Here is a 17765-nt window from a genome sequence, read left to right as displayed (position 1 = left end):
CGTGGGGATCTTTAGCTTAAAATACATTCCACGCAGAATCACTAGCACAAAAAAATCGCTAATTTAGCACTGTCGTCTGAAATCCGTCAGGCTTAATCGCCAAAATCGAGCAGTGAACTTGCTCTAAAATCGACTCCGCGGTATTGCCAATAATAAAGCCAGGAATCCCAGTTCGAGCAACAGTACCCATAACAACTAGGTCGGCATTGTGTGTTATTGCCATTAGCGGGATCTCTTTTTCCGGCAGGCCTTTTGTCATGTGCACTTTAGGGCCCAAATATTCAACTGCATCCTTACCAAGCAATTTGGTCATATTTGATACGAGAAGCTCTAATTTATTGGCGCAGTCACGCCGTGCGCGATCAACATAGGAGTTTACCTTTTCCTCAGGCATGTCGGAAAATGTGCCCATACGCAGATAATCTTCGCCATAGGCGTCCCAAACACTGCCAACATGAAGATCGGCTAATTCAGAAATCGAAAATATAGCGGCGTAATCTAACACTTTTTCGTTCAGCTTTTCTTGGACTCGATTTATATCGAGTTCGTCAAACGCATCATTAACATCAACCGTCGCCAAAATGTTTCTAAAAATTCCCGTCTGCCCAGGTTTAAGCATTAACACTGGGCATGGGCACTTGCGTAGCAATTGCATGTCATCGCTACCAAATAGACGGTCAAGCCAGTCTACATCATTCGCACATTTAACCACCAAGTCGTAATTGTTCTTTACAACGCTTTTCACTATTTCTAGAAATTCAATTCCACAAAAAATATCGACTTTAATTTTTTTACCTGGAGCATTCTGTTTTAGCCAAGACTCAACGGCTTCGCGTCGCTCGACTATCATTGCGGCAAACTTGGCATCTGACTCATCTTTATTGAGGCCAAAAGCTCGGGCAAAACCAGTAACATTTAACACCGAAGCGACCGTAATATCCGCTTGAGTCTCCTCGGCAATTCTTAATGTTTGAATTAACGCCACGTCGGAACTGGAATTTTCATCAACCACACACAAAATATTGTTTATTCGTTTCATTACGTTGACTCCAATAATCCGAAATCGCTCCCGATTTGAACTTATACCGAGTGCAATAAAATACTGCCACACTTTGGTGTCCAGCTTAAAAATCGACGCTTTGTCCAAGTGTCGGAATTGTCGCATTCCAGCCGTTCTTATCAGTAGCTTCCTTGAGGGCACGTTTCGCATCTGCTTCACCGTGTACCAAAAAGAGCCTCGGCTTATTCACTTTAAAGTGTGACAGCCAGTCTAAAAGCTGCGACTGACTCGCGTGTGCAGAGAAGCCACCAAGGGTATGAATACTTGCGGTTACTGCGATGGTATCGCCTCCAATCTTAAAAGTTTTGTCGCCGTCCACCAGCGCCCGCCCGGGTGTCCCCATGGCCTGAAATCCGACAAATACAACATGAGACTGCTTGCGCCAAAGATTATGTTTTAGGTGGTGGCGAATACGGCCGCCATTACACATGCCACTGCCGGCGATGATGATTGCACCACTCGCTAGTTTATTGAGCGCCATAGACTCTTCTGTGGTGCATGAGTACCGTAAAGTTGGTAAAAATGCGTGTAAACTTCGTTTTTTTGACGCTGTGCGTTTGGCAAAGGTTTCTATCGTATCGCGGTCTTCTTCGTTATACATATCTTGGTAGCGGTGATAAATCTCCGTGACGGCGATCGCCATCGGACTATCGAGATAGATAGCTTGGTGCTTTAGTTTCCCTTTCTGGTAGAGCTCGCCAAGCCGGAAGATAATTTCTTGAGTCCGCCCGACAGCAAATGAGGGTATTAGTATATTGCCACCATTGCGGGTGGCCTCTTCGATAACATCTTCGAATTCAGCTAAGGTTTCTTCCATTGTGCGATGGTCGCGATCGCCATAGGTCGACTCCAATAAAAGAATATCCGCAGACTCGATAATGTCGGGGTCACGCAATAACGCCGCTTGCGAATTGCCAAGGTCACCAGAAAAGACTAGTTTTTTTTCTTGTCCGCTCTCGGTGATAAAAATTTCAACAATGGCGGACCCTAGTATATGCCCAGCATCCGCAAATCTAACATCCACGCCTTCGGCGATATTTATGCGCTTACGGTACGGAACACCCTGGCAATAAGTGAGCGCTTCTTCGACATCCTCGAGCCGATAAAGAGGCTCGATCTCTTCTTTACCTGATCGCCGCCGGCGACGATTTTCCCATTCTGCATCCCGCTCTTGCAGCGATGCGGCGTCTTTAAGCAGAACTTCTATCAAGTCACTGGTTGGCCGTGTCATGTATATCGGCCCGCTAAAGCCTTCACCGAGAAGAAGTGGAATCCTTCCCGAATGGTCCAAGTGGGCATGAGACAAAACCATTGCATCAACTTTAGATGCGTCAAACGGTAACGGCTTGTGATTAGCCTCTTCCTCGGCTCTGCGTCCTTGAAATAGGCCGCAATCAAGTAGGAGCCGACTGTCACCAGCTCTCAGTAAATACATTGAACCCGTAACGCCTTCAATGGCCCCGAAAAATGTAAGCTTTGCCATACGATTCTCCACGTCCAGAAGAAACTAATGCTAGTTACGCTCACTTAGCTTTTTAAAATTTGGCGATAAGCTCCCTATTTCTCCTTGTATAGATTAATTGGTAAGGAGATATGAATTATTCCGATCGCGTCAATTGAACAACTATTACAGTTCAATGTAGTTGAATATGATTCAAATTGCCTACTAGCCTAGCCTTCTTTGAGTAACCCCCACTTTAAAATATAGCAGCGCTGGGGGGCGGATATAAGTAATAGCCCTCACCCTTACCTAGCCGTAGGTCTTTTACGATTGGGTGGAGATACTGGGAACTTGTAACTGGAAGAATAGTTTCAGGGCGCTAATAAGGAATGGCCGCAGTTAAGACAAAGTGAGTTGTGGGGGATAAATGGGTTCCGTTCTTCAACTAGCAGGGCTAGAAAGCCGACGGCACTTCAATGTTCATTACTCTGGTAGCTAATGCTCACATCCGCATTTTGGCCTTTACCACCAATTTTAGCGTCTGCACCAAGGGTTGTAATTTCAAAGCTTGGCGCGGTATCAGAACTAAGATATCGATAGGCATTATTCCAGGGATCGTGAATAAGCGTTTCACGATTGATATAAGGCCCGTTCCACTTCAGCGCTAAAGGCTCAATTTCAGGTGCGCTGTACAGCGCCATTAAGCCCTGCTCGCTACTGGGGTAGCGCTTGTTATCAAGTTTGTACTGATGTAAGGCCATGGAGATTCGACGGAAATCAGCATCGACTTGCTCCTTAAGTGCGGTGTCAATTCGCTTATTTACAATGGTGCCAATGTAAATTGCGATACCGCTAGTAATGGCCAAGATCAAGGCTACTTCCCAGAGCTTAATGCCCCGCTGGTGTCGGATCGACGCAAGGCCATTTGGTAAAGCGCTTGCAAATGGCCGTTTTACAGAATAAAAACTCACGTTCAAGATATGCTGCCTTAAAACCGGTTCTGACTCAATTTAGCGAGCAGCGATGACAAAGTACGGTTAATTGCACCTTCCGCAGCGAAACCTAAACGTTCAGGTAAGCTGCGCTTTTGCCGGTAGCTAACAGCATAAATATCGCTGTCGGCCCGCTGACTCAGCAAGTAATCATCGCTGGTGCGGATTTCATCAACTAGCTTAACGTCTAAGGCTTTTGAACCGTACCATACCTCGCCTGTGGCAATATTATCGATGTCCAGCTGAGGACGATTTTCGCTGACAAACTCCTTAAATAAAATATGGGTTTCTTCCAGCTCTTCAATAAACTTTTTGCGGCCTTCCTCGGTATTCTCCCCCACCATTGTTAATGTGCGCTTATGGGCGCCAGCGGTGTGTAACTCAATATCGACATCGTGCTTTTTAAGCAAGCGATTAAAATTGGGCAATTGTGCGACGACCCCAATGGAGCCAATTACCGCAAAAGGCGCGGCCATAATTCGGTTTCCGATGCAGGCCATCATATAGCCGCCACTGGCAGCAACGCGGTCTATCGCAATTGTTAGCGGGATTCCATGGGCGCGAATACGCTGAAGTTGCGATGCTGCTAGGCCATAGCTATGCACCATGCCACCTGGGCTTTCAAGACGTAATAATATTTCGTCTACCGGGCGTGCCACGGTCAGAATGGCTGAAATTTCATGCCGCAAGAACTCAACATCAGAGGCACTCACGTCACCGTCAAAGTCGAGGACGTAAAGACGCTTGCGGTGCTCGTCCGTCTTTTTCTTAGCGTCGGCTTTCTCCTGCTTCTTTTTTGCCTTGCGCTCTTTTTTAAAACTGTCTTCATCCAGTATTTCAAACTTAAGTAAGTCTTCCCAATCTTCATAGCGATGATTGAGTGTAGTCACTTCAATATGCCCGTCAGAGCCTTCTTTTTTGTTGCGTTGGCTGGCAACGGCTATGGCGCTAACGATCACGACAATAGCGACGACAACTGTGATGGATTTGGCCACAAATAAGCCGTATTCCAATAGAAATTCCAAAAAAGTACTCCCAGAGAGGTTTGAAAAGTGCCACATATTCATACGGCGAGGGGTTTTAGTCAAGCAGGCCAGTTACGTAAGGCTTTGACCGCTATTGGGTTTTCTGGGCGGATGAAAAGTCCACTGCGCCCTAAGTAAACCCCGTATTGCGCGCCATCGACCATTGGCGCAAATACCGCGTTACCGTAATTGGCCTCTATCCATTTTTGGAGATAGGCATTACCGCGCAACCAGTTCCAAACATCAAGAGGTTCGGACAAACTCAGCAAATACAAGGTGCGAGGCGCATTGCGCTCATTTTCGATGTCAGCATAGCGGCCCAGAAGTCGTTCTAATCGGTATAAATTATCAAAGCCAAGACGCGCCGCGGGTAACTGCCAGCGCATCACGCGGCTGTCGATTTGCCATTGATCCCCCATAAGCAGAAACGACTGTAATGGCGCGTTATTGAGGGTGTCGACACTGACTAAATACTGTTTGTCTTCTGCCTGTGCACCAACAAACACGCGAGCAACCATGGTTTCGTCAGCAAGATTTCGGTAGCTCAAAACATCTTTACTGACGATTACGGCACTAAGAGTAAAGGTAAAGGCTAGGAGTACCGCGAGGGACCCACTAAACAAATGTTTCCGTATGCGCAGTATTGCTAAAAAGCACAATAACACGCCCACTGCGGATATGATTATAAGCACGTAATCAAGGCTCATACTCATAACGATGAACTCATTGAATGCTGACTTGCTTTGGCGCCTTGAGCAACGCTACGCTGTCTTCAGCGACCTGAAGGATACGTTCATCGGCAATGTGGCGGCGGCCAAATTCAGTAAGGAAATATTCAATACTAATCATTGCATCGGCAAGGGTTTCTAGGGATTGTACGTCCTGGCTGGGATTGATAGTGGTGCGCTCGACAAAACCGCGAATGAAATCGGTGGCACCACTAGTGACTTCCGGTAGCTTGCCAACGCCCATCATATAAAAGGCACCGCTTACTGAGTTTAATAATTGCGGTAAATTCGAAATATGAGTGCTATCAAAGTCTGATTCAATATAAGCAGAAATGGCTCGCTTAACCATGCCAATCGCAGCTTTAGACTCGTCAATGACAATGCTCCGCGCCTCACTCAGCTGATTGTCGGCGCTGATCGCGTCGCGTCGCTCAATACTTAGGTCCCCGAGATCTTCATAATTCAGCTTTCTCCGGTCGATTTGCGCCAAGCTGCCGTCTATAAATAGTAGGGTTTCGGCTAGATCTTCGAGTTTGCCGCGTTCCTGCGCCAAATCTCGGCCAATCAGCGCTTCCAAGGTACTGGCGTGTTGGTTAAGGCTTCCCGCAAAAGCAGGTAAATTGAGGACAAGAAGGATATCTGCACTTTGTTTTAAAACCGCGATGAGCGGTCGTATTTCATCGTCATCGCTGCGTTGATGTTGCGCCAGCAATTCCAACACATCCTTCGCGTGGCGCAACTCTCCCCGCAGCTCGTTGATAACCGATGATACCGTGTCATAGCTAAGGCCGAGCATAAGCTTGCGCAGCGCGCACACCTGCTCATCATTTATCTCCGCAGGGTAGATCTGCGCTACTTTCATTATTTTGCCGGTCATGCCGTCGCGGTAGGCGCTCAATGACAGCAAATAACTCAACTCCTGCTCTAAAACCTCGTTCAAACCTAAGCGGCCCTTTATACGACCACGCAATTGCCCTTCGAGCCCAGCGAGCACCTTTTTACGGTGTGCATTGAGTTCTAAACCGCCGTTGACAAAGGCTTCTAATACCGCATCGGCGAGTAACCAAAATCGCTGCTGCGAACCGGGTTCAATGCTATTACAGAGTCGGCGTACTGCTCGAGACATTAAGGTGAGTTGCAAAGGCACCTGTGCGTCCTTCAGCAAGCCTAATAGTCCTGTTTGATAAAGGTGACCAATACGCTTTAACGCATTCTCAAGCTCCGCACCCGCTAATGGCGTACTGCGCAGCCGTAGATTTGAGTCTCGACTGAATAGCGCGCTGGGCGTAGGTTCAAAATAGCTGTCGGGTAATAAAAGTTGACTATGGGCTGCACGCAGCTCATTGGCGTGCGATAGAGCCATTAATGGGATATCAGAGTGCCTTGATTGCACGAATTCCAAATACCGCGGCAGCACAAAAAAAGCGGTACTGAGCGCGTTGAGCTGCCCTTCAGGCACTGCTGTCGTGCTGCCTAGTATGGCATGGCACAATGAGCGCATTTCGTCGGCCAATAGCGCTGCGCCCGGTATTTGCAATAATCGTAAAGTGCCACCGATTTGTCGCAAATCGACTTCGCACTGTTCTAATAAACTTAAATTGTGGCGTTCAGACAAAAATGTTTCAAAAACATTTGTGGCCTGCTGCAGGGTTTTACCGAGTTCGTCGGCCACAACTGCATAGGAGCTGGTATTAATTTCCACTTTCAATGCCACACAAATTCCTTATAGCCCGCCGGGGCGTCATCAAGTTCTGCTTTGACTTAGTCATTTAACTAGCGGTTATTTATAGACTATTTAGCACTAAACGACTGAGAAGCACAGCACTATTAAGGAAATTTACTCCATTGGGTTTGCGAAAAGGCTAGTTTTCGCTATTGAGCTGCCGCTGCCAGACACAATTGCCGCCGCTACTCTTATCAATTTCCGCGAGCTGGGTCTGGTGGGCGCTTAGTTCATCACTCGTCGCCATAATCACCCGGAGTTGACGCCGACCACTGGCAACCCGGCGGTGTTCGCCCGCTACGCCCCCTTCGCTCTGTTGTGATGCATCATCACCGGCGAGTGACAGGGCTGTCTGGCCGCCGGTCATTAGCAAATAGACGTCGGCGAGGATTTCTGCGTCTAGTAGCGCGCCGTGGAGATCGCGCTGGGAATTGTCTACATAATACCGTGAACAGAGGGCGTCTAGGCTATTGCGTTGACCTGGGTGCTTCTGACGCGCCATGACCAAGGTGTCAACCACACTGCAAATATCCGCCATTTTCGGGTCATTGCGGGCCAAGTATTTAAACTCGGCGTCCAAAAAGCCAATATCAAATGGGGCATTGTGAATGACAAGCTCTGCGCCACGAATAAAGTTAAGGAACTCGTCCGCGATCTGAGCGAACAGGGGTTTGTCCTTTAGCATGTCATTCGTGATGCCGTGGACTTCAATTGCGCCGGCCTCGACTTCGCGATCGGGATTGATGTACTGGTGATAGTGACGTCCGGTCAGCTTTCGATCAACCAGTTCAACACAGCCAATTTCTATGATGCGATGACCTTGACTGGGGTCTAGTCCGGTGGTTTCGGTGTCTAGAACAATTTGCCGCATTTTAAACGCCCCTCAGTTCATCAATGCCGCGATTAGCCAAGGCATCGGCAATATCATTTTCACGATGGCCGCTGTGCCCTTTTACCCAGCGCCAATCGACTTTATGTTCTTTGGCTGCGGCATCTAATTGCTGCCAAAGATCGGCATTTTTCACAGGCTGTTTGGCCGCGGTTTTCCAGCCACGTTTTTTCCAATTTACCATCCACTCGGTAATGCCTTGGCGAACGTATTGTGAATCAGTAGTTAAAATGACCTCACAGGGCCGCTTTAACGCTCGCAGTGCCTCAATCGCAGCCATTAATTCCATGCGATTATTGGTAGTTTGCGCTTCCCCCCCAAACAAATTATGTTCTTTGCCTTGGTAGCGCAGCAGCGCTCCCCAGCCCCCCGGTCCTGGATTACCTCGGCAGGCGCCGTCGGTAAAAATTTCAACCTGTTCTGGGGCTTTACTCATAATCTGCTCGTACTTTAATGTTTCGTGTTGCTCCGACCATCGCTGGATGACGAAGAATTTTTGCGCGGCTCACTGGCTTTTCCAAGGTCGGGGTCATGGGCGCGCGGTATTTTGTCGCGCTCAGCACAAAAACACCACCCATCGGCAGTTTTTTTGACACGGGTTTATGCGCCATAAAAAAGCTGGGGCTGTTTAGCGGGATTCGATGAAAAGCATATTCAACAATATTGACCTCAAAACCCAGTAGCGATAGCCAGTCGTTAATCCGATGCAAGCTTAAATAGTGGTTCTGCCACATTGCACTTCGCTTCAGCCGACCAAGATATCCCCTCATTGCGAGTGCGGAATACGGATTAATGCCACATATGACTACTTTGCCGTGTGGCACAATTACCCTCTCAACTTCACGTAATACTCGGTGAGGATCGCCAACAAATTCGAGTAAATGATGAAGTAGCACCACATCCTGGGACTCATTTGCGACCGGTAGCTCCTCAAAGTCGCAGACCACGTCTAAGACCTGACTAAGGCCATAGTGGCCAATACCACCCAAGCAAAACTGGCGCTGATAAACATTGCCATCAATGGGGCAGCGATCGGGAATCACGCTTAAATTAAGTAAATTGTACTTGGCGGTACTGGTATCGCTAATCGCCGCTGCGATTAACGCGCGCTCTTCCGCCAAAACCGTGCGCCCTACACCGCTCTGAAACCAGCCACGAAGTGCTGGTACTATTACGTCGGGGGAATGCTGTGTACGCCATTTCGCCATGCTAATTCTCCGAATAACATTCCTTAGCTCACTATTGCAGGCGGTGAACAGAATGTTTAAGCTGCGTTCTCGACTTAAAAATAATGATTATGCTATCAATATCACCCATATCTGCTTTTAGCGACAACTATATCTGGTGTGTCGCCCACAATGGAGAGGCAGTAATTGTCGACCCCGGCGATGCCGCGCCCGTATTAAAATACCTTGACCAGCATCAGCTAAAGCTTAGCGCAATTCTTATTACGCATCACCATTACGACCATGTTAACGGCATAGAGTTGCTATGCGAACAGTACCCACAAATTCCGGTATATGGCCCCCAAAATCAATGCCCAGTGATTAATCAGCGCTTGAACCACGGCGAAAGTATTCGTCTTTTGGGCCATGATATTGACGTAATTGCGGTTCCAGGCCATACATTAGACCACATTGCTTACTACATCGCAGACACCCAGCCCAATCCCCTGCTATTCTGCGGAGATACCTTGTTCGCTGGGGGCTGTGGTCGCTTGTTTGAGGGTACGGCGGAACAAATGCTCGACTCCTTAGGACTAATCTGCGCTTTACCCGCTAACACCGCGGTGTATTGTGCCCATGAATACACCCTGAGCAACCTTCGGTTCGCCCAGGAAGTGGAGCCAGCAAACCAGAATTTACAAGATCGAATCGCAGATGCGAGCAGCCGGCGAGCAGAAGGCTTACCGACAGTGCCATCGGAATTGGCATTAGAGTTGCTGACCAATCCATTCCTGCGAGCGGGTAACAGTGCAGTGCAGGCTAGCGTGAATGCCCACACTGGGACTAAGTGTTGGGAAAAGAAGGATATTTTTGCAAATCTACGGAAATGGAAGGATAACTTTTGAATACTACAGCTGAATAATTGCACTACTATGAATATAAAAAATTACATGTACAAGCTCACTGCAGGTGCAATATTGCTAGCACTAGTGACGGCGTGTGCCCAGACGCCCGAGCGCCGAAATGCGCGTACCGCAAGTGATACACGCTACTGTGAAAAGCCGGAGCACCGATCGGCAAGTATGTGTAAGTACCAGCGCGACGTTCAGCGTAGAAAGCAAACTGGCGACCCAGCAAACTATACCCTCCAGGGGTTACCAAAATATTACAATCGAAACAAGGACCTACCGGCGAAGCCCGCTCTGGCCGAGGAAGCAAAAAAGATACGGCCAGCCGCCACCGCAGTAGCCGCTGCAAGTAAACCGCAAGCCACAAGCACCAAAAGTCATGAAGAACTCTGGATTCGCTTAGCTCGCGAGCTAAGCTTTGGCGAACTGACCGACAAAGAAGCGGTAGAAGAGCGAGAGGAGTGGTACGCTGAGCACGCCTATTATCTTGCCAATGTGAGCAAACGTGCCGCGCGATACATTTATTACATCCTTGAAAACCTCGAATCACGAGGGATGCCCGCCGATTTAGCGCTACTGCCCTTTGTTGAAAGTTCCTACGACCCTTTCGCCTACTCCCACGGCCGCGCGTCAGGCTTGTGGCAATTTATTCCAAGCACCGCAAAACATGTCGGATTAGAGCAAAACTGGTGGTATGACGGTCGACGCGACGTCATTACTGCAACCGATGCTGCGCTCGATTACCTAAATGATTTAAATAAGCGCTTTGACGGCGACTGGCTATTAACCCTTGCAGCATATAATGCTGGTGCGGGTACCGTGAATAAGGCGATTAACAAAAACACTAGAAAAGGACTGCCAACCGACTTTTGGTCGCTTAATCTGCCCAAAGAAACCGAAAACTACGTTCCTAAGATGTTGGCATTGGTAAAAATCTTTAAAAATCCAGCCAGTTATAATTTGACCCTGCCAAGCGTGCCCAATAGCGAGCACTTTGTTGCAGTCGACACCGGCACCCAAATCGATCTGGCGCAAGCGGCAAAACTTGCTGAGATCAGCGTTGATGAACTGTACCGACTTAACCCTGGTTTTAACCGCTGGGTGACCGCACCTGATGGCCCGCACCGACTATTAATCCCGACCCAAAAATCTAAAGCCTTCAAACAGCGCTTAGCCAAAGTTCCTGCGCGCGACCGTGTGCGCTGGCAGCGCTATACCGTAGAACGTGGTGACAACCTCATCGGTATCGCCCGCGAGCACCATGTTGATGTAGCCACATTGCGTGCAAGTAATCAGCTTGATAAAGACCTTTTAAAAGCCGGTCAAGTACTCTTGATTCCTGATGCCGGCAACGGTTTGTCGCCGCTAAAGGGTTTAAATCGTGGCCAGGCTAGCAGTGAAGCTAGCCGACTTCAGCACACGGTCGCCAGTGGCGACACTATTAGTGACATTGCCAATAAATACGGCGTTAAAACAACGCAGATAAATAACTGGAACAAGCTTGCAAGCAACGCCACAATAAGGCCCGGCCAAAAGCTCGTGATTTGGGGTAAGGCGCCTAATACCAGTAGCCAAGGCATTATTCGTAAAGTGGGCTATAAAGTCCGCAATGGCGACTCGCTTTCACTGATTGCCAGCCGGTTTAACCTACGAATTCGTGATATTGCCGAATGGAATTCTATTAAAACCAGCCAATATTTGCGTCCTGGCCAATCGCTAACCTTGTATGTAGACATTACCCACGCAGACCTTTGATGAGTTTGTTATAGTGTAAGCCCCGTTGCTCGACTCAGGTTTTTCTTGCGTATATGACAGGCTATTTTGTTCGCCGTTTTTTGCTCATAATCCCCACTTTTATCGGCATTACCTTATTGGTATTCGCTGTTACGCGATTGGTCCCCGGTGGGCCAATTGAGCAGCTAATGATTCAAGCCCAGCTAGGCGGTGAAACGGGTTCATTAGAGCGCAGCCAAGGCGGCGGTACCCTTTCAGATGAACAGCTCGCAGAATTAAAACACTACTATGGTTTTGATCAGCCCATGCTCAGTAGCTACGCGCGCTGGCTAAAGCAAGTTTTGCAGTTTGATTTGGGCACCTCTACGCGCTATCAAGATCCCGTTTGGCAAATCATTCAGGAACGATTTCCGGTCTCAATATTCTACGGGGTCTGTACGCTGGTTCTCACCTATTTAGTTTGCATACCACTGGGCCTAGCAAAGGGCATGTATCACGGTAGCGCCTTGGATAGCTGGTCATCAGCAGTGGTGTTTTTAGGTTACGCCCTACCTAGCTATGTAATTGGTATCGCCTTAATTTCATTGTTTGCTGGATACTGGGATTTATTTCCTCTAGGCGGTTTCATTAGCGATGACTACGACGAACTCTCCGCGCTGGGCAAGGCGGGTGATATTTTTCATCACGCAGCCCTCCCCCTCATTGCCTATTTAGCGGGCAGTTTCGCAGTCACCACCTTAATGATGAAAAATGCCTTAATGGATAATTTATCCGCGGATTATATGCGTACAGCGGCCGCCAAAGGCCTCAGTCGCGGCGCCAGCGTACGCGGCCACGCGTTGCGGAACAGCCTCATTCCGGTCGCGACCTCCTTCGGCAATAATATATCCCTGCTACTGGGCGGCTCTTTTTTGATCGAAACCATATTCAATATCGACGGTATTGGTTTACTGGGCTATGAGGCTATTATTGAGCGGGACTATCCTATTGTTATGGGCATACTCGTGATCTCGTCCCTCCTGTATTTACTCGGTAATATCCTCTCTGATATATGTGTAGCGCTTGTCGATCCTCGGATTCGCTTTGGCGGAGGAGCTAGCGCATGAGTATTTTTGCCCTGCGCAATCCCGTGGCGAAAAAGCGCTGGCAGCGCTTTCGGCAATCCAAACGCGGTTTTTATTCAACATGGATACTACTTGTACTGACCTTTTGTAGTTTTGGCGCAGAGCTCATTGCTAGTAACCGCGCCTTGTTAGTTGTTTACCAAAACCAGCTGTATTTTCCGACCTACAGCGATGTATACAGTGGCAAGGACTTCGGGCTTGATTACAGTTACGAGGTTAATTATCGACAGCTGCAAAGCGAGCTTGCCGAGCGCGGCGACGGCTGGGTACTCATGCCTCCAATCCCTTATAGCCCGCTGGAAACTGATTTAATTGCTGGAGATTTTCCCCCTCATGCACCGTCAATGAGCAAGGGACATTATTTAGGCACCGACACCAGCGGCCGCGATGTTGCTGCGCGCTTGCTTTATGGCTTTCGCACTGCAATCGTTTTCTCGCTACTCCTATTATTCTTCAACTACGCTGTTGGTGTTGCCATAGGCTGCATGATGGGCTTTTGGGGGGGCGCTTTTGATCTCATCTTTCAACGCATTATTGAAATTTGGTCCAATATTCCATTTCTGTACGTCATCATGATCGTTGCGTCTGTCATAACTCCGGGATTCTGGACACTTTTATTCATTATGGCCTTCTTCGGCTGGACCGGAATGACGTGGTATATGCGCACTGCAACCTATAAAGAAGTTGCCAGAGATTATGTTATGGCAGCCCGGGCACTGGGGGCTTCGGGGAGCCGGATTGTATTTCGACATATTTTGCCGAATAGCGTCTCTACCCTCGTCACGTTTATCCCCTTTTCAGTTGCCTCCGGTATAACCTCGCTCACCGCACTGGATTACCTTGGATTTGGCTTGCCGCCGCCAGTTTCAAGCTGGGGAGAGCTTCTCAAACAGGGAACGGAAAATTTGGAATCACTGTGGCTAGTCGGTTCAGTCGTTATCGCCATGACCGTTATTTTGATGCTCGTCGCCTATATCGGGGAAGCGATTCGCGATGCCTATGATCCAAGGCAATTTAGCTATTATGAATAAATTTGTAAGTCTGCTGTTATGGTTGCTATTGAGTGCCAACGTCGCGGTGGCTCTACCTAAGGAGTTACCAGCTGAGCTTAATTGGCAAACCAATCTCAGTGATCCGATCTTTGCTGACCCCAAGGCTAAACCTGGTGGTCGCTACCGCACTTTTGTCACGACGTTTCCGCTAACCTTAAGAATGGTCGGCCCCGATTCTAATGGCAGTTTTGCCGGGTATATGCGGGCCAATAACCTGAGCCTTGTTGGTATCCACCCCAATACATTAAACCCATTGCCTGAGCTGGCAACGCATTGGGCTTTTGGGGAAGACGGACACAGTATTTATTTCCGCCTAGATCCCGACGCGCGCTGGTCAGACGGTAAACCAGTAACTGCCGATGACTATGTTTTCGGTTTGAGTTTTATGCGCTCTAAATTCATTCTCGCGCCCTGGTATAACAATTACTACACCGAGGTCATTACCGACTTAGTCAAATATGACGATCACACCATCGGTATCCAAGGTGCCGTCGCTAAGCCCCAAGACGAAATGCTTTTTGAATACAGTGTGTCGCCAGTCCCAAAACACTTTCATAATTTAGATGAAAGCTGGGTAAAAGATTACAACTGGCGCATTGAGCCCAACACCGGCCCCTATATCATTAGTGAGATTCGCAAAGGCAAATATATTGAGTTCAGCCGTAAAAAAGATTGGTGGGCTAATGATAAGCGTTACTTTAAGCATCGCTATAACCCCGATCATTTACGGGTAAAGCTGATTCGCGATATTAATATTGCCTACCAATATTTTCGCAAGGGTGAACTCGACAACTTCCCTCTGCTCATGCCGCGCTTCTGGCACAAGAAAGCCCAGGGCGATATCTATGAGCAGGGTTATGTTGGCAAAATTAAATTTTATAACGATGTGCCACAGCCGATTAGTGGTTTATTTCTAAACGAAGATGCCAACCCACTCAGCGACATAAATGTGCGCTACGCCATTGCCCATGCCCTTAACGTCGACAAGGTAATAAATACCGTACTGCATGGCGATTACGAGCGCTTGCAAAGCGCCCATGATGGCTATGGCGATTACACCAATACCAAAATTCGAGCGCGGGAGTTTGATCTAAAAAAGGCCAGTGCGTACCTGGACAAAGCCGGTTGGCAGCAGCGCAATAAAGACGGCATTCGCACCAAAGATGGCCAACCGCTGAGTATTCGCATTACCTATTACAACAGTGGTCACAATGACCGCTTGGTCATTTTAAGTCAGGAAGCACTGAAGGCTGGCATCGAGTTTAAATTGCAATTACTCGACCCCTCCGCCGCGTTCAAACAAATTATGGAAAACAAGCATCAAGCGGCCTGGATGGGCTGGTCTGGCGGCGGCTTGTCGCCCCGATACTGGGAATTTTATCATTCAGATAACGCCCACAAATCACAAACCAACAACGTCACCAACACCGACAATCCGGTTATGGACGCAAAGATAATGGCTTACCGCAAAGGCACTGACAAAGCTAGCCGTGTAAAACTCGCCCATGAACTTGAGCAAATGATCCATGATCAAGGCTCTTTTATTCCAACATTTAAAGTGCCTTACACCCGTGAGGCATACTGGCGCTGGTTGAAATTACCAGCTCAGTACGGCACTCGTACTAGTGATTCTTTATTTGATCCTCTCGGTGGCAGTGGCGGTTTATTCTGGATAGACCAGCAGGCTCGCCGCGCTATCCTTGACGCCAAAAGCAACGGCGACGCATTCCCGCCGGAGGTCATTATTGATAAGACCTGGGTAATTGCACCATGAGCTTATTAGCCGTAGATCAATTGTCTGTCGCAATTCGCGGCGACGATGGCATTGAGAGGGAATTAGTAAGCGCTATTTCCTTTTCGATAAGCACCGGTAAAACGATGGGGCTAGTGGGTGAATCCGGCTGCGGTAAAAGCCTTACTGCCATGGCAATACTGGATTTGCTGCCAAAGCCCCAAGCGCTGCGGAGCGGCGGCAAAATCCTCTTCAAGGGTAGTGATTTAGCCCAATTAGATCATAAAGCCTTGCGCCAGGTTCGCGGCCACAAAATCGCGGTCATATTCCAAGATCCTATGAGCGCACTCAACCCAGTTCAGCAAATTGGGCGACAGATAATGGAAGTGCTTAAATTACACTTTCCCGAGCAGTCGCGTCGTGCGCAGCGCGCGCGAGTATTAGAACTACTGACCGAGGTCGGTATTCCCGCTCCGGCAGAGCGCTTAAATGCTTATCCCCACCAATTATCTGGCGGTATGCGGCAACGAGTTATGATCGCGATGGCTTTAGCCTGCGAGCCTGAATTGTTGATTGCCGATGAACCAACCACTGCGCTCGACGTAACGATTCAAGCACAAATCGTGCGGCTGTTAAAAAAGCTACAAGCCAAGAATGGCATGGCGATGTTGTTCATCACCCATGATCTCGCGCTGGTTTCTCAGCTCAGCGACCATATTGCGGTGATGTACGCAGGAAAGATTGTCGAGTACGGCCCGGCCACGGCCGTTTTTCGCCGACCGCTTCATCCCTACACGCAAAGCCTACTGGCGGCGTTACCCGGCGCAGGTCATCCACCAAAATCGCCACTGTATAGTTTAGAAGGCCAAGTGCCTTCAATTGAGAATATGCCAAGCGGCTGTCGATTTGCTAATCGCTGTCGGTTTGCGAAGGATATCTGTCATAGCACACCCCCACTCACAGAAACCACTGATGACCAAGGCGTAGTTGCTTGCCACTTGTGGAGAACTATTTCGCCGTGATTTCAAATACACTTCAGATACGACTACAACGATGAATTCAGACACGGATAAGGCGATTCTTAAGGTAAAAGATCTTGAGCTGCACTTTGGCCAACGGGGTGGCCTTTTCCGCCGGCAGGGCCCGAAACTCCGCGCGGTCGACGGCGTAAGGTTTGAGCTATACAAAGGCGAAACACTCGGCTTGGTGGGTGAATCGGGCTGCGGTAAAAGCAGTCTCGCTAAGGCTTTACTCAATTTACATAAGCCCACGGCTGGCTCTGTTGTTTTCTCAGACACCGATATCGCAGGCCTTTCCGACCGCGACATGCGCCAGTACCGCCGTGCCCTGCAAATGATTTTCCAAGATCCCTTCGAATCCTTGAACAGCCGCCATACGGTTGAGGTTATTCTCGAAGAACCACTAGTGATCCATAAGATTGGCGATCGCGCGAGTCGCCGTCAACGTGTTGCTGAATTGCTGGCTATGGTTGGCCTCCCCCCTTCTGCTGCCAGCAAATACCCCCACGAGTTTTCCGGAGGTCAGCGTCAACGGATCGGCATTGCCCGCGCTATTGCCCTAGAACCGGACGTACTGATCTGTGACGAAGCGGTATCGGCCTTAGATGTATCAGTGCAGGCGCAGATACTGAATCTGCTCTTAGCCATACAGCAGAAGCTGGAGCTAAGTATTATTTTTATCTCACACGATTTAGCGGTGGTTCGCCATATGAGTGACCGCATTGCCGTGATGTATTTAGGCCAGATCGTCGAAATTGCTGATGCCGAATCCATTTACACCAGCCCAAGGCACCCCTATACCCAAGGTTTACTCGCCTCCATCCCACGTCTTGGCGAGGCGTCGGCCGCCGACGCCCAGATTAGTGGTGACCTGCCCTCGCCAATTGCACCACCACCAGGCTGCCGTTTCCACACCCGCTGTCCCCATCGCCAACCGCGTTGCCAGCAAGAAACCCCAATATTAGAGGCAGGTACGAACAGCCAGCATTTAACGGCTTGTCACTTCTGGCCAGAGATTGCCGCCAAGCAGCCGGTTTCTTAAGCCAGCTGCTGGCCGTCCGCTCACACAATGGTCTGATGGGGTAGATTTTATCCATTTTTATGGTGATACGCGGTAAACTTAGCACCTAGAGTTTATAGGTCCAAAATCCTTACTGCAGGCTACTTGTGCG

General features: G+C 48.9%; 16 protein-coding genes. 7 read left to right on the top strand and 9 right to left on the bottom strand.

All coding sequences use genetic code 11. From position 1 onward, the window contains the following. Positions 1-58: 58 nt before the first annotated feature. The 9 genes from ABYT30_RS01620 to ABYT30_RS01580 form a co-directional block, all read right to left on the bottom strand. A complete protein-coding gene (locus tag ABYT30_RS01620; protein ID WP_373079280.1) occupies positions 59-1039 on the bottom strand; it encodes a universal stress protein in 981 nt (326 codons plus the stop codon). A gap of 85 nt (positions 1040-1124) precedes the next feature. Further along, positions 1125-2543: an MBL fold metallo-hydrolase RNA specificity domain-containing protein gene (locus ABYT30_RS01615; RefSeq protein WP_373079282.1), complete on the bottom strand. Its 1419-nt coding sequence runs from the start codon at positions 2541-2543 to the stop codon at positions 1125-1127. A 431-nt stretch (positions 2544-2974) separates the two neighbouring features. Further along, a complete protein-coding gene (gene gspG, locus ABYT30_RS01610) occupies positions 2975-3472 on the bottom strand; it encodes a type II secretion system major pseudopilin GspG (protein WP_373079343.1) in 498 nt (165 codons plus the stop codon). Between the two features lie 17 nt (positions 3473-3489). After that, entirely contained in the window at positions 3490-4518 is a 1029-nt protein-coding gene (sohB, locus tag ABYT30_RS01605) for a protease SohB (RefSeq protein WP_373079283.1), read from the bottom strand. A gap of 59 nt (positions 4519-4577) precedes the next feature. Beyond that, positions 4578-5231 (bottom strand): cation/multidrug efflux pump, encoded by a 654-nt coding sequence (locus ABYT30_RS01600; RefSeq protein ID WP_373079286.1) that lies wholly within the window; start codon positions 5229-5231, stop codon positions 4578-4580. Positions 5232-5241: 10 nt separating this feature from the next. Next, positions 5242-6960: a hypothetical protein gene (locus tag ABYT30_RS01595; protein ID WP_373094946.1), complete on the bottom strand. Its 1719-nt coding sequence runs from the start codon at positions 6958-6960 to the stop codon at positions 5242-5244. A gap of 148 nt (positions 6961-7108) precedes the next feature. After that, positions 7109-7840, bottom strand: a complete 732-nt coding sequence (gene dnaQ / locus ABYT30_RS01590) for a DNA polymerase III subunit epsilon (protein ID WP_373079290.1) — start codon at positions 7838-7840, stop codon at positions 7109-7111. A 1-nt stretch (position 7841) separates the two neighbouring features. Then, entirely contained in the window at positions 7842-8294 is a 453-nt protein-coding gene (rnhA, locus tag ABYT30_RS01585) for a ribonuclease HI (RefSeq protein WP_373094943.1), read from the bottom strand. Then, complete coding sequence (locus tag ABYT30_RS01580) at positions 8287-9066, bottom strand: class I SAM-dependent methyltransferase (protein WP_373079295.1); 780 nt, start codon at positions 9064-9066, stop codon at positions 8287-8289. The genes rnhA and ABYT30_RS01580 overlap by 8 nt, the downstream gene beginning before the upstream one ends. A gap of 83 nt (positions 9067-9149) precedes the next feature. On the opposite strand from ABYT30_RS01580, the gene gloB reads away from it, so the two are divergent. The 7 genes from gloB to ABYT30_RS01545 are packed head-to-tail and all read left to right on the top strand — an operon-like array spanning position 9150 to position 17635. Continuing rightward, positions 9150-9929 carry a hydroxyacylglutathione hydrolase gene (gloB, locus tag ABYT30_RS01575; RefSeq protein WP_373094941.1) on the top strand — a complete coding sequence of 260 codons (780 nt, stop codon included), beginning with the start codon at positions 9150-9152 and terminating at the stop codon, positions 9927-9929. Positions 9930-9956: 27 nt separating this feature from the next. After that, positions 9957-11687 carry a LysM peptidoglycan-binding domain-containing protein gene (locus ABYT30_RS01570; protein WP_373079299.1) on the top strand — a complete coding sequence of 577 codons (1731 nt, stop codon included), beginning with the start codon at positions 9957-9959 and terminating at the stop codon, positions 11685-11687. Between the two features lie 53 nt (positions 11688-11740). Next, positions 11741-12772: an ABC transporter permease subunit gene (locus tag ABYT30_RS01565; RefSeq protein WP_373079301.1), complete on the top strand. Its 1032-nt coding sequence runs from the start codon at positions 11741-11743 to the stop codon at positions 12770-12772. Next, entirely contained in the window at positions 12769-13821 is a 1053-nt protein-coding gene (locus ABYT30_RS01560) for an ABC transporter permease (RefSeq protein WP_373079303.1), read from the top strand. Before ABYT30_RS01565 ends, ABYT30_RS01560 begins: the two co-directional genes overlap by 4 nt. Further along, the gene (locus ABYT30_RS01555; protein WP_373079305.1) at positions 13814-15616 is read left to right on the top strand and encodes an extracellular solute-binding protein; all 1803 of its coding nucleotides are present in this window, start codon (positions 13814-13816) and stop codon (positions 15614-15616) included. The genes ABYT30_RS01560 and ABYT30_RS01555 overlap by 8 nt, the downstream gene beginning before the upstream one ends. Further along, on the top strand, positions 15613-16596 hold the full coding sequence (locus ABYT30_RS01550; RefSeq protein WP_373079307.1) for an ABC transporter ATP-binding protein: 984 nt from the start codon (positions 15613-15615) through the stop codon (positions 16594-16596). Before ABYT30_RS01555 ends, ABYT30_RS01550 begins: the two co-directional genes overlap by 4 nt. 31 nt (positions 16597-16627) lie before the next feature. Further along, positions 16628-17635 (top strand): ABC transporter ATP-binding protein, encoded by a 1008-nt coding sequence (locus ABYT30_RS01545; protein ID WP_373079309.1) that lies wholly within the window; start codon positions 16628-16630, stop codon positions 17633-17635. Positions 17636-17765 lie beyond the last annotated feature (130 nt).

Source organism: Zhongshania sp. (assembly GCF_041623545.1).
Taxonomy (GTDB): domain Bacteria; phylum Pseudomonadota; class Gammaproteobacteria; order Pseudomonadales; family Spongiibacteraceae; genus Spongiibacter.
The sequence above is the reverse complement of the archived record's forward strand: the minus strand, read 5'-3'. Positions and strand labels throughout refer to the sequence as shown.